Below are 15,971 nucleotides of genomic sequence, written 5' to 3'. Positions count from 1 at the left end.
AAGTCAACGAATGCTTATCTTTGTATGCCAGGACTCTTTTTCGAAAATCTAAACTGTAACCCATTTCACTTTATGCCTTATCATTTTGGAGTTGGATATTATGACATATTAGTATGATTCTGCTATATATTCCCAATACATGAGATCAGGATAATGAGAAGCGGCCCGAACACCACATTCATTAATTTGCTGCATATTCTTCCAACGAGAAATACCTAGCGAGCTGGTAATCACAGAGAAACCATTTTCATGGGCATATAACGCGGTTCGCTCAAAGCGCATATCAAAACACATTGTGCAACGAATACCACGTTCAGGTTCATTTTCCATTCCTTTTGCGCGTTCAAACCAATTATCACGGTCATAATCAGCGTCAATAAAGGGAATACCCATTTGCTCCGCAAAACGAATATTTTCATCTTTGCGCAGTTCATATTCTTTTAGAGGATGAATATTGGGATTATAGAAAAATATCGTGAAATCAATCCCTGAAGCCAGCATTGCTTCCATGACTTCCCCAGAACATGGCGCACAACATGAATGCAGCAACACTTTATTGTGCCCATTTGGCAGTGGGAGCGGGTTACGTTCATAGTTCAATGACATAATATCCTTTACCTGATTCAGACAATAAAAATCAGGAAGAGAATACTATCCCCTTCCTGTGTTTATTGGGTAGCCATTTTACCCTTTTCTTCTGTATTACGACAATCATGTTACTACAATCTTTGTAAAGGCAATCTTTATAAAGGCAATCAGATTTCCTGTACTTCTGGCAGAACCTGTCCTCCATCAACAACAATTGTTTGCCCGGTAATATATTTCGCCTCATCAGATGCCAGGAAACAGGCCGCATAACCGATATCTTCCGGTATCCCCAATTCGCGCATTGGTGTGATATTTTTCGCATGATCGAGAAAATCATCACCAAATGATTGTAAGCCTTCAGTCATGATCATGCCCGGCATAACAGCATTAATGGTAATACCCTGGCCAGCATATTCCAATGCAGCACTACGCATAAACCCTAACTGCCCTGCTTTACTTGCACCATAGTGACTGTAGCCTGAGAGACCCGTGATTTCTCCGGTTATTGAAGAAGTGATCACAACACGTCCATGACGTTGCTTTTCCATAACATTCAATGCCGCTTGAACTAAGAAAAATGTCCCTTTGAGATTGACAGTATGAACTAAATCCCAATCTTCAACGGTCATGTCTTTAAGATAATGTTGTGGAAAAATACCCGCATTAGAGCAAAGAATATCGAGCCTGCCATATTTTTTCACAATCTTATCAATTACGCTTTTACATGCAGCCTGATCCGTGACATCAAGAGAAATAAAATCAACCCCTAGCTCTTTAGCGACTGATTCCCCTTTCACGCTATCAGTACCGGCAATAATGGTAATCGCACCAGCTTTCTTCAACACTTTTGCAATGCCCTTGCCAATACCTTTAGTTCCACCTGAGATAAAAGCAATTTTTCCTGCTAAATTAAACATAATAGTTTCCTTTTATATTAATAGATGGAGTTTTTTTATTAGTTTGAATGTGATTTTTCAATATATTTTTTAGTAATTAATTCAACAATATTAATAAATAAAAACAGTATAACAAAAAATATAATATTTAAAAAAGAGAGCGTAACTCACATAAAATTTTAAATAAAAACAGTGTCTATCCAATTTAGTCATGTATTACTGTAAAAATACCTTTATTATATTAACGTAATGTTAATTATTTGAAGTCAATCTGTTAATTCTAAAGGGTGTAACAAAATGAGGTAAAAATATGACTCTCGATAATTCATTCTTAGATAAATATGATGGCACAGCATTATCACCGATTTTATTTCTTAAAAGAGCCGTATTAAGTGGTGGCGATGATATTGCCGTTATCGATGGAAAACATCGTTGGACATGGCGCCAATATGCCAATCGCTGCGAAAGAATTGCTATTTCACTTCAACAAATGGGAATAAGTAAAGAGAGCGTAGTATCCGCTCTTTTACCCAATACCCACGAATTACTCGAATTACATTTTGCCGTTCCTCTGGCTGGTGGCATTCTTAATGCCCTGAGTACACGGACAGATGCAGCAACATTACATTTTGTTTTTGAAAAACTCAGCCCCCAAATATTATTTATCGACAAGAGTTATATTTCGTTATTAGATAATGTCACTTTCAATAGTCAAATCAGGATAATTATTGTAGATACGAATAATTCAACCACCCCAATATCTACAACTGAATATGAATTTATTCCTTATGAATCATTGATAACCGAAAACAGATCAAAAACCCTGTCATTTACCCAGATTGACGAACAAGAAGCCATCAGTATTAACTCGACTTCAGGAACCAGCGGGCAACCTAAGTTAGTTGTTTATTCTCATCGTGGTGCCTATCTTAACGCCATTTCCAATATCTTGGATTGGGATATGCCCAAGCGCCCTGCCTTTTTATGGACACTACCTATGTTTCACTGTAATGGCTGGTGTTTTCCATGGGCAATTGCAGCACGGGCCGGCACTCATATCTGTATGAAAAAATTTGACGCAGAAGAAGCAATAACACTTATGCAGGAAAATAATGTAACACACTATTGTGGTGCCCCAATTGTTCACTACGCTTTGGGCAAAGCGGCACAAAAATATGGGAAACATTTTGGTGGGCGCGTTTATGCACTTATTGCAGGAGCACCGCCAACAGAAATGGTATTTTCTCTATTGGATTCCATTGGCATTACGGCAACACATGTCTATGGTTTAACCGAGACTTATGGGCCTGTCGTTATCTGTGAAAATAAACCTGAGTGGGAAGATTTGCCAAGATCAGACATGATCTTAAAGAAGATGCGCCAAGGGATTGTATCCAATTTACAGGGGCAGGTTAGTGTTATTGACGAAAATAACGGGCTGGAAGTTCCTTTTGATGGCAAAAGCATTGGGGAAATTGCTGTCCGTGGGAATATTGTCGCTTCTTACGACCCGGTACGTCATGTCACGCCAGAGATGAGCAGCCAATGGTTTTATACCGGTGATTTAGCCGTTGTTGACCCTGATGGCTATATCAAAATCATCGATAGAAAAAAAGATATCATTATTTCCGGTGGTGAAAACATTTCCAGCCTTGAATTAGAGAATGCCCTGTCCAGTTATCCCGGTGTTTCAGCCGCCGCCGTCGTTGCGAAACCTGATCCCTATTGGGGAGAAGTTCCTCATGCCTTTATTGAATTAGATGAAAATAGTTCAGTGATGGAACAAGAATTAAATGATTATATTTGTACGGTAGTCGCGCGGTATAAGCGGCCGAAAGGATATACTTTTTTAACACTACCCCGAAATGCGAATGGTAAGATTATGAAAAATCTATTAAGAGAACGTGTTAAAAAATGACATGGGATTTATGCTTAGTACTACAGTCGTAGTTGCTCTGTTCATCAGATGCTTATCCCGGCGGCGGTAATGACACCGCCCACGTTATCAGTTTCCTGACAGCCTCTTTTGAAAGATAGACTCCGTGAATCTCGTTTAACTTTTCACATATGAGTATTGGGCCAAGATCGGGGGTAGTTCTCCCGAATTATAGCAAGTGCATACTCAGACACGTCCAATGGTAGTTGGTTATTACTGGGCTTCCCGTTGTGTTTATTGCCCATACTCAGTGGGACTTCATCACGATAGTGCGATCAAGTGATGACACTGACGAGGGGGAGATGCCAAGACGTTCGGCGGCACGGTTGGCCTTCATGCGGCCATCTAATACGTCCTGAATAATTTTGAGGTGATTGACTTCTTGCAACGTGAATCCAGATTTCTGAGCCACCATGCAGCGTAGTCTTCATAATATTCCCCTGTATTCGCCACATCATTTTAGGTAGTTCCGGCTTACAACTCCCTAAAGGCGATAAAGAATATGCTGTTGTGGTTTACGCTGAATTACGAACTCCATTGAATGATTCATTTCATGTTCAGGTTAATGATAACAAACTCACAGCGCATCCTTGATGATCAGTCAGGGGATTATCACTCTACAAAACAAAAGTTAATTATTTATAGCAAAGTAAAATAAATAAATCACTCTCATGTGATGAGCTTAATGGATAAGCCTGTGTATATCCAGAGGTGTTTGCTCCAACGTAGTCAATTCCAGTGATACCACCAATTAATCCTGCGGCTTTTAAATCTGCCCCCTGATTTACAAGCTTTGTAATGCTATCGGCTATATCGGTCGTTTCCACTGGTGTCCCCGTCGTACAACGTTTAGCAGGACTGAATTGACGCTCAGGCGGATACGCATAGGCCACAGCATTACCACCACTCCCCCCAGTATCAGCAAATACCATCTTACTAATGGCTATATATGTTTGGTATACAAGGTAACGGCCTGAAGGAAATGTGTAGCGGCTTTCTACCGTTGTACTACCCGCTGCTTTCACTTCGAAATATCCATCACCTGTATCGTTTTTAACAGCCACAATTATATTTTTATTGTTTGAACTATAGGCTGGATAAGCATTAGCACCAACAGTTTCAGGGTTATTAGCGTTGTGATTAGGTATAAACGTCAATTTATCCCAACCAAAGGTTAAGTTACGCGCGGGTACTCCATCTCGCGTCGTAGCTAGGCCCTCCTGCCCATTGTAATTATAAAGTAAAATACGATTATCGTCATTTTTAGGTCTCGCAGTGATTTTTACCGTTTCACTTTTCGAATCTGGAGAACTGTTATCAGCCGCAGCAGTGACTGTAATATTATCAAATCCTCCATTATCACTGTACATCGTGAAAGTTGCTTGCCCCTGCGAGTTGGTTATATTTTCCTGTGTAGTAATCAGATGGGGTTCCTGCGCTAAAGGAACAGGTAATGATGTGCTCCAGTTTATCGGTACACCTGGTTGCAGCCCATTATCTTTTTTACGTTTTATCGTTGCGATAAATGTGTACTGATTCGCCTTACCTTCAAGTGTCGATGTAGGGCGAACAACTGTAAGCGTTAGAGTATAAGATTCGGTAAACGAAACTTTGTCTGCACATTGTTGCCCATTTTCAGAGGCACGATTGCCGGCAATAGCAACGCAAACTACAGCATCTTTTATCGGTGGGCTATGGGAACTGACCAAATTATTTATGAGTTCCCCTTTGGGCGAGGAGGTAACTTCTCCTGACGTTTTCAGATAAGTTGTTTTGTCCCCTGTTGGTTGCTGAAGACTCCATTCAAATTTTATTTTTTGTCCGGTATAAATGGTAGTGCCATCCGGTTCATAGGCCATTGCCGTATAGGTATAAGCATCACTTCCATCATTGCTCACATCGCCACTCTTCGGTGTAACTATCGGTTTGTGAATGATTGGCCATGCAAATTTTACAGGTTGCTGTGCTTTCCCGGTATTTCCACCGGATGAAGCAGTCACAATGATATTTGATGCAGGAACAGAACTAGTGAGTCTGGCCGTGACTTTTCCGTCAGGACCAGTGACTGTTGTGACGGGACTCAGAGTGACACCCTGAACACTTTCTAATAGACCCCATTGTACTGTCTTACCTACTTCTGCTTTACCCTCAGCATTCGTAATCATTGCCGTATAGGTATAAGTATCATGTACTGGTTTAGGTTTTGCGTTATCAGGTTGCACACTGATACCTTCCAACTTAAAAGATACCGCTCTTGGTGCCTTGACCGGGGTTTGTTTTTCAATGGCAAGTGAAATCCATATTCCATCCGCTTTTTTATTACTGGTCAGCGTTGCTTTTAATTTCCCTTCGCTGTCTGTTTGTATCTCGCCTTTTGGCACGTGCAAAGTTAGCCCATCAACAGGGTTATCTATATTCCATTTCACTTCAGAGAGTTTTTTGTTTATTGCAGGATTCTTTTCATTATCAACAATAAGCGCCTTATAGGTGTAAGCTTGCTCACCATCAGCAGTTAAATCCTTATCAGGAGTGATTTCAATTTCTTTAATTTGATAACTCTGGTTATTGTCAGTAAAACTTACCGTTCCCACTAATTTCTTAGGCTGACCATCCATGACTAAATAAACCTTTACATCTTTAATTGATTTGGTGCTGGTTAATATAACGCGATCATCTTTGAGAAAATATCCGTTCTTATCTGTTTTTACTTGTTCGAACTTATATTGAGGGTGAAATTCCAGCCCGGAGTTTTTATTTTCAGGAGGTTCGGTTACCCATTGAACATTATCAATTGTTATTTCTGATGGTACTTTATCAGATGTATCAAAAGTAATAACAGGATTAAACGTATATCCATCCTTTGTATCTCCTGACGCAGGTAATGGGCCTGATGGGGTGAAATTAGCCTCATCTCTGTGATAAATTTCAAAAGGTTTGACAATTAATTGTATATGCTGTGGTTCTGTTTTTTGGTTATTGCTTAATTCAGCAACAATATAAAATGTATAGATATTTGTTTCATTTTTTCCGGATAAAAATTCAGGCAGTATTACCTGAACTTCATTGGAATTAACAAGAATTTTTCCTTTGTTTTTTTCAAAATTTTCTTTTTCTTTTCCATCGGAAATATGAATTCTTCTGATTGATGCATCAGCAGATAATTTTATTGGGATATTAACCTGTTGACGACTATAACCTACCACTGTTGTTTTCTGTAAAGAAAATTGGGCAATCGGAATGCTTCTGTAATCAAGAACAATATTGTTATTTCTCTCCACTAAATCATAACGGATACCTGCTAATGTTCGCATTGAAGCGACATTATCCGGTGATAATTGTTCACTCAATGAAGCACCTAATTTGATATTTAAATTTGCCAGAAATTGCATTTCAGTATGGTTGCCTGTTCCCTGTTTATAATCCGCACCGATGGTGATTAATGGAATAGGTGTATACTTTAAACCAATTTTTGCCAGTGCCGGGTTTTTCTGCTTAGTTTTCCAGTCGAATAAGGTTACATTGTCGCCAAAATATTGTTCATAACTCAGCTTAGATCCTAAATTAGGGTAGAAAGGCAGATAAAACTCCCCATTAATGTCATAACCATTAGCAGGGCGCTCATGATATTCTTCGAAGTTCCGCGACATCTGCCAGTCACTTAAACGATGATAAGTGTTGGCAGCCAGTTTTATATAGTCCCCCCAAATTTCAACGCCTAATCCTACCCGCCTGTTTTTACCCGTGATGTCGTGGTCATAAAATGTATTCAGACCATACATCCAATTTTGATAGAAATAACGCCCGCCTAAACCAAAATTCACAGTATCCCTACTGTCTTTATTACGATAGCCAAATTGAGAAAAAAACAACCAATTTTTTTTATTATCATATAGGGGTAATAACAGATCGAGTGAGCTATTTTTCAGTGTCCATTTTCTATCTAATTCAAAATTGATTTTTACTGTACCAAACTGTGATAGCCAGTTTTCCACTTCGGATGAAACGGTGTTGTTAACTCTACCCAGCGCATAAGAAGTTGCCTTTTCTTTAAGTTCTGAAGGCGAAGAGGATAAAATATATTTCGCGGTTTGTATGTTGTTATAAATAACCTGAAAATTATCAGGGTCATGCGAATTATTTAAATAGGTTTCATGCTTTTCTGATTGCACACTATGTTCGACTGAAGCGTTAGTTATTGCTGAAAGTATAAATAAAATAATCAGAAAAATTATTTTTTCTACACATGATGACATATATCAGCACTCCTTAAATAGCCATCCATATTGGCGTATCAATTTGGCTTCTTTTTTCTTTAACATATTAGCTAATTAATTCTAGTACCTGTACAGCATTTTTTCAAAAATTCTGTTATGGGTAAGAGGGGTATGTTCCCAATAATTAGATATTGTGATAAACGAGAGCATAAAAAAGTGTGGGGCGCTTTGTTCAGTCGGTGATAGAATGAGCAACTAAGTGTATTTATCCGACACTTCACCATGAAATCCTATGTCGTTAAAGTAGCCCTTCGAGGTATCAGTCCTATGGTCTGGCGTCAATTCAGGCTATCAGGCGAGACTTCTTTAGCCGCTCTTTACTATATCATTCAGATCGCGCAGGGATGGCAGGATGATCACCTGCATCAAATTCCGTATTTATGGCAAAAATTACGGCATTTCCTACTTCGGCGGGATCGGGTTTTCTGATAATCCTTACAAAATTACGCTTGATGAATTTGATGTCGGTGACCGCCTTACCTACGAATACAATTTTTCCGAGCACTGGCTTCACGATATCCGTATTGAAACTATTCTTGAAAATTCTAACCTGACATCCCCTTTTTGTTTGGCCGGAAACAGAACGCCCGGAGCGACGCTAGCGGATGAAACCGCTAAAACACTGGCACTGCTTAACGCGATTATTCATGCTGATGAAACGACAACAGTCAGAGAGATTCGTTCATTGATTGAGGTGCTTGATGCCGTCAGATTCAACCGTCCAAGGTTAACCACAAATTACATAGACTCAACCTTGATTCACCTGAACTTGAACCCCTCGTAATATGGCTGTAGCGGATAGGATGATCGGTATCCATAAAGGTATAAAATTAAAGCTGGCCTGCGATAATGTAGGATTAGGTGTTTCTACGTATTATAAATTGCGTCACCAGCTAAAAAACGGGGGAATGCAGTAGCCACCCCCCCGGGAGGACAGTATCATGCAATTCGTAATCCAAATAGCGGTGGTTGATAAATCGGGTCATCGCCATACTGAGAAACTATTCACGATAGAAAAACAGCCCGACATCCCCAATGATATCGGGCTTTCCCTGTCTGAATCCAAATTGCTTTTGAACGCTATCCAGCAATCAGTGATCCAGAAACAGGCGGCTGAATATTTGGATGAAAATCGCGCTTGTCCTTACTGTCAGCGAAACCGGCGAATAAAAGGAAAATAGATAATCCGGTATCGAACCTTGTTTGACATTATCTCGGTAGAGGGATTTCGGGTTTACCGATGCGCTTGTGAGAAAAATTCAAATCAAACCGTTAGCTTGCTCAATAACTGGTGTGATGCGCATACTCACCCGGAACTCAAGTATAGAAACCCGATGGGCTTCACTGATGTCTTATGGATTAACCGCCAGTCTGCTCAAAGATATTCTACCAGTGGGTGAACGTTGTAATGCCGCCACAGCCATAAATCACCTCTGTCAAACCGCCAAAAGACAAGAGGCCGAATTAGACGGGCTGCCTGATTTTCTCCCCAGCGATCCCAGAGAATGGGCAAAATTACCCAAACCGGGAAAACCGATGACAGTGGGTATCGATGGGGCTACGTCAGAAACCGGGACGACAGAAAACACTATTTCGAAATTATCGCAGGAAAATCATTCGCGGCTAATGTCCCGACCAAACGTTTCGGTTTTGTGCAGTGTCTGGAACATCATCCCAAAAGAAAACTACTGGTGCAGTTATCTTCACAGGGAATGCAAGCTAATCAACAAATTACCTTCTTATCGGATGGTGCCGATAATCTTAGGGATCTGCAATTTAATTTATACCCTGAATCCCAGCATGTTCTCGACTGGTTTCATATCACGATTCTGACAGTCTTAAAACAATATGCCAAAGGGGTATCAAAAAACGCTCCTGAACTCAGTACAGAATTATCAGATTATTTCACCAGCACAAAATGGTATATCTGGCATGAGAATGTCGATAAGGCATTAGAGAGTCTGGATCATTGTGCCCTAATATGTGATGAAGATACCTTGCATTATGAAAACCATAAATCGCTGTTAAAACATATCGATGAAATGTATACCTACATTGTAAATAACAGCATGATAATCCCGAATTACGGTGAAATGTACCGATATGGTGAACCGATCTCTTCTTCATTTGTTAAATCGACGATCAATGAAGTGATTGCCAAACGGATGGTGAAAAAGCAGCAGATGCAATGGAGTCAGCAAGGTGCGCATTACTTACCCCAGACACGCACAGCGGTACTCAATGATAATTTTAAAAAACAATTTGAGCATTGGCATCCGAGCATAAAATTGGGTGACGAAACGGAGCATTATTGGACAGAAGCCGTTGCCGCATAAGTGCCCCACACTTTTTTATGCTCTCCCGCCGCGACGCATCTTGAAATCCATTGGGTATATATCTTGTAAAAAATTATCCTCTAAAATCTGTTTCTGAACCAAGTTGACCTTCAGCAAGAATTTCTTGAATAATCCAATGATTTTCGCTTTGATCTTGTCGAATAAAATATTGATGATTATCAATTTTAAAAGGAATCATATATGGATAATATTTATCCAAACCTATATAAGTAATTGCAGTTTCAGGCGAATATATACCGTAACTATAGTTTTTATTAATGAAAAAATAATTATCGACAGCATTTTGTCCTGCATCATATCCAGCATTATTAATAAAATATGAAAAGGAAATATCAGTTTTAAAATCTAATTCACCGAACTCATGGCTATATACCTGTTTTCCTACAGATCCATCATTGTTTAATTCATAGTCTCTATTATAATAATAATCATCATTACCATTGGAGTCCTGATAATATATTTTCAAGTATCCTTTATCTCCTCCTGTAAAAAATATAGTATTATCAATGAAATAACGGGTTGTTTTTTTATCTGATATACTACCCATTTTTCCATTTTGATTTATTTCACGAATTATATAACGATATTCTCCTGCACTGTCAGGTTCTCTACAATGAAGATAGATAAATTGCTTAGTTTCAGTACTAGATAGCTTGATTGGAAAAGCAAAGCCAATATCCCAAGAGTGATCCCAGAAGCCATGATCAATCATTGTTTTATTACCATTCGTATCTAACTTTGCAATCATCCAAAATGATTTATCTGTACCTTGTGCCACATTAAAAAAATTCTTGGCTAAGCCAAATATATATTGATCTTTCCCAAGAACAAAGGGGAACATTAAATCATAATAATTTACCCATTTCTGGCCGATAGAGGTTTGCTCTCCCTGTTTCCCGCCAGCAAGCAATTTATGTACAGTGACTAAATGATCACATTTGCGTTGGCGTAAAAGGTATTGTTGGTTATTAATGGAGTACGTAAAAATTGTTCTGACATATATGCCATCACTGGGAGGATTAATATCACAATCCATATTTTGAGAATTAATTATTTTAACATAAGCAGGCTCAGAATAACCGGTATTAGCGACATCAGTTACTGTATAAGTAATCGTGTAATCCTCATAAGATAGACTAGAAAAAGGTATTGTTATATGTATAGTATAGGGGATTGGATTCTCTATAAAATAATACTCAGCTTTGACACCATTCAATAATATATTTATCTTTTCTTTTGGTTTTTCAGTATCAAAATGCTCAATAACAACCAGCATAAAATCATTTTCCATTTTACTAACATCAATAACCCCATTTTCGTCTTTTTGTGGCAGTATGGGTTTTTTAAGGGGGTTATTTTTTTCAATTATATTCATCATTCTTCTCCATTAAAATTTGAAATAAAAATTCAGGAAAATATAAGTATGAAAATGGATTTTCTTGCATTCATATATTATTTTGTGAAGTTATTTAACAATATATTGATATTGTACCTCCCACCTCGGAAAGTGAGGTGGGAGCCTATAGAGGTATTATCCACACTACAAGTTATTATATAATCCTTAGTACTTAATCAGCATCCAAAGGAGCGGTATCAAGAAACCCCTGCCAACTCTTTGAATATTCTTGTTGACTACTAATATAATAAATATACATAGGCCCAGGGTTACCATCAAGATCTGTATGAACTCCTGATAACATATTATTATTAATCTTGATCTGAACATATCCTGCTTGGACATCCTTATCCGTTATAGGTATCTGATCTAAATGTGGATTTTCAAAAACCGGATTACCTGTAATAGGATCATATCCAGTTATGGCTAAATAGAGTGTAATAGTATCTCCTGCTTTTACTTGATTTGCACCACCAACGGGGACAGAACACACTACTCCCTCACTAATCGAATCTATACCAAAAACAGTATATTCTTCAATTTCATCTCCCATGCTATCCAAAATTGTCACCCGTTCTAATTTTCCTCTCGGTGGCTGATAATCTGCGCTATCAGCCAATTTAAAAAGTAAATCTTTTGATCTGTAGGCATCCGCCCCTGACGTCAAAATATAGTAATACAGAGTATTAGTTTCAAGTGCGGTAAAAATATTATAAGGGATCTTAAAAGGTTCGTCTTTACGACTTCTGTCACCATATATTTCTGACGTGCATAGTGTAGCTACACTCTGAGTACCAACATTGCTCATAATATACACAGTGTCGTTTGGTTGAATTATATCGGATCTAGGCACTCTAACATTAAATTTGCTATCACTTATATTTGATGGAGGATATATCTTATCTCCATTCATATTCTCAATTATAGGTGCATCTATATTGTCAGAAGGGAGAATATCTTTTGTAATAAACAATGCCTTTTGTGTGGATTTAGCTGTTTCATCGCCAATAATTGCAGAAATATTTATTTCTCTTACATATGAACTCGTCATATTTCTGGGAAAAAATTTTACTTTAAAATTACCATCATCACCCGTATTAATGTAATACATATTGTTCTTAAAAGGAAAAATCTCTGTTTTGCCATCATACAAACGTGTAAAGTTTATATTATCTACATGTAATGCAATCTGGCAATTTTTCATCACACTGTTATCTTTTTTCCTCGGATATATTACCACATTCAAGTGTGCATTAGTATCATCACTAGGTATTTTTCCATCAGCTACCGGGGTCAAATCTTCGATAAAACTACTGCCTATAACTATCGGGTTTAAGGATGATAGGTTAAGGTCTTCGTCTTTATGTTGCTTACAAGCAATATCCTGTTTAGTTTTAGAATTAGCAACATTAGTTGTAAATTCTAATTTGATATCTGATTTATCCGTACTGTTTTTTACTTTAACAATATACGGTACTGTTATTTTATTGTTAGTAACATCAACATCTTTTTTTCTATGATTGTCTTCATAAACATCTATTTCCACATTTGGATTATTTGATGTGTTTTTAAGAGAAATATCACTACTTTTAAGTACCTTATGCGAGTTATCTCCAGTGTAAGTGGCTATTATAATAATACTAGATCCTTGAAAAACATCAGTGCCTTTAAAATCAATAAGTAAACTTTCAGAAATAGTGCTCATATTATTACCTTTTTACATTGTTAGTGAATTGTTTATTAAGAGAAGCATAAATAATATCTATTTGATAAGTATAAATAAACTGTTACTAATTTTATTAAAAGGCGAACTTAACGTAATGATTGAAATATAATGCCAGCAAAGGTTAGCAATGATACTAATGCACAATATTTCTATTGGGAATAGTCAATCGTTGTTTCAACATAAAAAGGAAGAAGCATATCACAACAACTAACCATTAAATACATGACCATCTTACTGAGATTTTTAAACCAGATTACATTTAAATAAATAAAAGTCAACACATGTAGAATAAAAAATATAATTATTTTCTATAAAAACTTACATTCATAGATAGTTACAGTTCGGTTAAAATAATCGGTCAATTTAATTTAAAATTACAATTTCTTACTTTAAAGTTATAAATGGAAACATTGAAATAAAAAAAAGCAATCACGTTCTTGTGAAAAAACATAAAGAAATAATATTATATGGATGAATTATGGATATATTAAAAAGTTGCTTCCTCGAATACGCGCAGAGCTGACCAAATCGTCAGAACTCAATATTTTTTGAGGCTGACCTGAAAACCTTGGTTCAGGTAGCTGGGCGTCGCTGGGAAATTGAAAGGGGTTTTGAAGAAACCAAAGGGGAATGTGGGCTGGATCGTTACAAAGTGCGGCAGTGGCACAGCTGGTATCGGCACATCACCTTATCCTTATTGGCCCATGCAGTTTTAGCTGTGCTGTGAATACAGGAGAAAAAAACTCAGCAGAGACTGATATCCTTGAGTGTGTCGGAACTGCGTAGGCTGTTATCAAAACGGATGAAAACGACGGGAGAAACAGTAGAGTAGATTTTATCCTGGTCCTATTGGCGACGACGACATCAGTACCGTGTACAACAATGTCATTACCGTCGCTGGGATAATCATCCGATTACAGAGCAATTACGGCTATAGTACTAGTATCAGTATGACAGACCCATTAGACGTAGAGATTTACAGAGAAATGACGCTAATGGGCTATATTGCTCTGGAGCCGGGCCTGATTCTGAAAAATAAGATAATGATATAATTTTTGATATAATTTTAACCTGAGTTATATTTCCAGAGGTCGCGTTATACGCGATCTTTCTGGTATTGTATCGGCAAATTGGATCCCGCTACTTGCCAAATTCCCCATATGGCAATACATCGCGCAAGCAGCATCAATCAAGGACATGGCAATAGCCGCCCCGCTGCCCTCTCCAAGACGCAAATCTAAATGCAGATAAGGTTGCAGATTCAAATGATATAATGCCAGCGCCGAGCCTTTTTCTGCCGACATATGGGAAGGGATACAATAATCCCGCGCAATGGGTGAGATCTGACACGCTGCCAGTGCTGACGCATAAGATAAAAAACCATCAAGTACAACAGGCACTCCGGAAGCCGCGGCTCCCAGAATCACGCCCGTCATGCCAACAAGATCAAATCCCCCGACTTTTGCCAATACATCAAGGGCGTTTCTGCTATCCGGCCGATTGACAGCAATGGCTTGCCGTACAATGGATTGTTTGTGCACCAACTGCTCAGGGGGAAAATTCGCCCCTAACCCGACCACATCACAGGGATCACTCTCTGTCAGGATACAGGTAACCGCTGCCGCCGAAGTCGTATTGGCAATCCCTAGCTCTCCCACGCCAAACACCGTTATCCCTGCGGCAATACGCTGCTGCACCAGTTGTGCACTTGCCAGCAATAGCATTTCAGCCTGCTCATAATCCATCGCCGATCCTTGCGCAATATTACCGCTTCCCCGCGCAACTTTCAGAGACAACAAATGTTCAATCGGCTCACAATCAATGCCAATATCCACGGGCAAAACATGCGTGCCACTGTTTTTCGCTAACACACAAACACCTGTTAACCCCTTTAACATATTGCGTGCTTGTATAGCTGTGACATTTTTAGGCGAAATAGCCACGCCTTCATCATATACACCGTGATCAGCGCACATCACAATGATCTCTTTTTGCAGATCCCGCAGATCACGAATGCCTGCCATACCGGACAATTGTATCGCCAGCGTTTCCAGTCGCCCTAAGCTACCCAACGGCTTGACCAAACTGTCAATATGCTGTGCCGCTTTTTCCATATTCACCCGATTTAAAGGGCGAATTGCACTAATTAAAGATTGAAGAGTCATCTTTATCCTTCCGGCCAATATTCGGTCTGAACATTAAATGCACGCAAGATAATAAATCCCGCGTGATTATCAACAATACTGTAGGTGCCCTGTTGAAAGGGAAAAGACCACATGGCAGTTATCGGCAGTTTGAGTAACCCGGCAAGCAATAATCCTAAAACCCCCTGATGCGCAACAATCAGGCGATTTTCTGAAACCGTATCAGAACGTAATTCTTCGGTGTACTCTTTCACCCGCCCCGCAAAATGCCTGAATGATTCCCCCTCAGGTGGGCAACCATGTTGCCAGTCCACCAGCCAGCGTGACCAAGCCTGTGGATCTTCTTTAGCGATATTTTCGTGATGACGCAATTCCCATGCCCCAAAATCCAATTCATTGAGACGGCTGTCGTTCTGTATACTTGATGGAGAAATGATTTGTGCTGTCTGGTGTGCCCGCTGCTTTTTACTACAGTGGACGGATTGGAAGGTAATATTTTTCAATGCAATGGCAAGCTGTTGCGCCTGCCTGACTCCCATTTCCGTCAAGGGTAAGTCAATTTTGCCGCAAAAGACACCATCAATGTTGGCTTGTGTCTGCCCATGCCGCACGAGAAAAATCCGCATCTGATTATTCTCTCCCTATGTATTTTAT

The 15,971-nt window shown here is 38.9% G+C and carries 9 protein-coding genes and 4 pseudogenes; 5 read left to right on the top strand and 8 right to left on the bottom strand.

All coding sequences use genetic code 11. The features are described from left to right. From Xenpb_RS20500 to Xenpb_RS14945, 3 genes and pseudogenes are all read right to left on the bottom strand, one after another. Positions 1 to 64: pseudogene (locus Xenpb_RS20500) on the bottom strand (transposase); the annotation flags it as partial. 62 nt (positions 65 to 126) lie between these two features. Continuing rightward, positions 127 to 606: pseudogene (locus Xenpb_RS14950) on the bottom strand (epoxyqueuosine reductase QueH); the annotation flags it as partial. Between the two features lie 149 nt (positions 607 to 755). Next, on the bottom strand, positions 756 to 1,505 hold the full coding sequence (locus tag Xenpb_RS14945) for an SDR family oxidoreductase (protein ID WP_187655055.1): 750 nt from the start codon (positions 1,503 to 1,505) through the stop codon (positions 756 to 758). Between the two features lie 289 nt (positions 1,506 to 1,794). Here Xenpb_RS14945 and Xenpb_RS14940 point away from each other — a divergent pair, with 289 nt between their 5' ends. After that, positions 1,795 to 3,402: an AMP-binding protein gene (locus tag Xenpb_RS14940; protein WP_187655054.1), complete on the top strand. Its 1,608-nt coding sequence runs from the start codon at positions 1,795 to 1,797 to the stop codon at positions 3,400 to 3,402. 653 nt (positions 3,403 to 4,055) lie between these two features. Here the strand turns inward: Xenpb_RS14940 and Xenpb_RS14935 are convergent. Beyond that, positions 4,056 to 7,673, bottom strand: a complete 3,618-nt coding sequence (locus Xenpb_RS14935; RefSeq protein WP_187655053.1) for an inverse autotransporter beta domain-containing protein — start codon at positions 7,671 to 7,673, stop codon at positions 4,056 to 4,058. Positions 7,674 to 7,916: 243 nt separating this feature from the next. On the opposite strand from Xenpb_RS14935, the gene Xenpb_RS20075 reads away from it, so the two are divergent. The 3 genes and pseudogenes from Xenpb_RS20075 to Xenpb_RS14925 all read left to right on the top strand — a co-directional run bounded on the left by Xenpb_RS20075 (position 7,917) and on the right by Xenpb_RS14925 (position 10,030). Beyond that, on the top strand, positions 7,917 to 8,123 hold the full coding sequence (locus tag Xenpb_RS20075; RefSeq protein WP_368666831.1) for a hypothetical protein: 207 nt from the start codon (positions 7,917 to 7,919) through the stop codon (positions 8,121 to 8,123). Next, entirely contained in the window at positions 8,047 to 8,478 is a 432-nt protein-coding gene (locus Xenpb_RS14930; protein ID WP_255523152.1) for a plasmid pRiA4b ORF-3 family protein, read from the top strand. The genes Xenpb_RS20075 and Xenpb_RS14930 overlap by 77 nt, the downstream gene beginning before the upstream one ends. 157 nt (positions 8,479 to 8,635) lie before the next feature. After that, a pseudogene (locus tag Xenpb_RS14925) lies at positions 8,636 to 10,030 on the top strand (ISKra4 family transposase). Positions 10,031 to 10,103: 73 nt separating this feature from the next. Here the strand turns inward: Xenpb_RS14925 and Xenpb_RS14920 are convergent. Both Xenpb_RS14920 and Xenpb_RS14915 read right to left on the bottom strand, forming a co-directional pair. Next, on the bottom strand, positions 10,104 to 11,429 hold the full coding sequence (locus tag Xenpb_RS14920) for a hypothetical protein (RefSeq protein WP_187655052.1): 1,326 nt from the start codon (positions 11,427 to 11,429) through the stop codon (positions 10,104 to 10,106). 190 nt (positions 11,430 to 11,619) lie between these two features. Continuing rightward, on the bottom strand, positions 11,620 to 13,152 hold the full coding sequence (locus tag Xenpb_RS14915; RefSeq protein WP_187655051.1) for a hypothetical protein: 1,533 nt from the start codon (positions 13,150 to 13,152) through the stop codon (positions 11,620 to 11,622). Positions 13,153 to 13,726: 574 nt separating this feature from the next. Here Xenpb_RS14915 and Xenpb_RS14910 point away from each other — a divergent pair. Beyond that, positions 13,727 to 13,900 (top strand): annotated as a pseudogene (locus Xenpb_RS14910) (transposase); the annotation flags it as partial. Positions 13,901 to 14,249: 349 nt separating this feature from the next. On the opposite strand, the gene cobT reads toward Xenpb_RS14910, so the two are convergent. Together cobT and Xenpb_RS14900 are read right to left on the bottom strand one after the other, a co-directional pair. Then, complete coding sequence (cobT, locus tag Xenpb_RS14905) at positions 14,250 to 15,338, bottom strand: nicotinate-nucleotide--dimethylbenzimidazole phosphoribosyltransferase (protein WP_187655050.1); 1,089 nt, start codon at positions 15,336 to 15,338, stop codon at positions 14,250 to 14,252. Positions 15,339 to 15,340: 2 nt separating this feature from the next. Beyond that, a complete protein-coding gene (locus Xenpb_RS14900) occupies positions 15,341 to 15,943 on the bottom strand; it encodes an adenosylcobalamin/alpha-ribazole phosphatase (RefSeq protein WP_187655049.1) in 603 nt (200 codons plus the stop codon). Positions 15,944 to 15,971: the final 28 nt, after the last annotated feature.

This window comes from Xenorhabdus sp. PB62.4, from assembly GCF_014467285.1.
Classification (GTDB): domain Bacteria; phylum Pseudomonadota; class Gammaproteobacteria; order Enterobacterales; family Enterobacteriaceae; genus Xenorhabdus.
The sequence above is the reverse complement of the archived record's forward strand: the minus strand, read 5'-3'. Positions and strand labels throughout refer to the sequence as shown.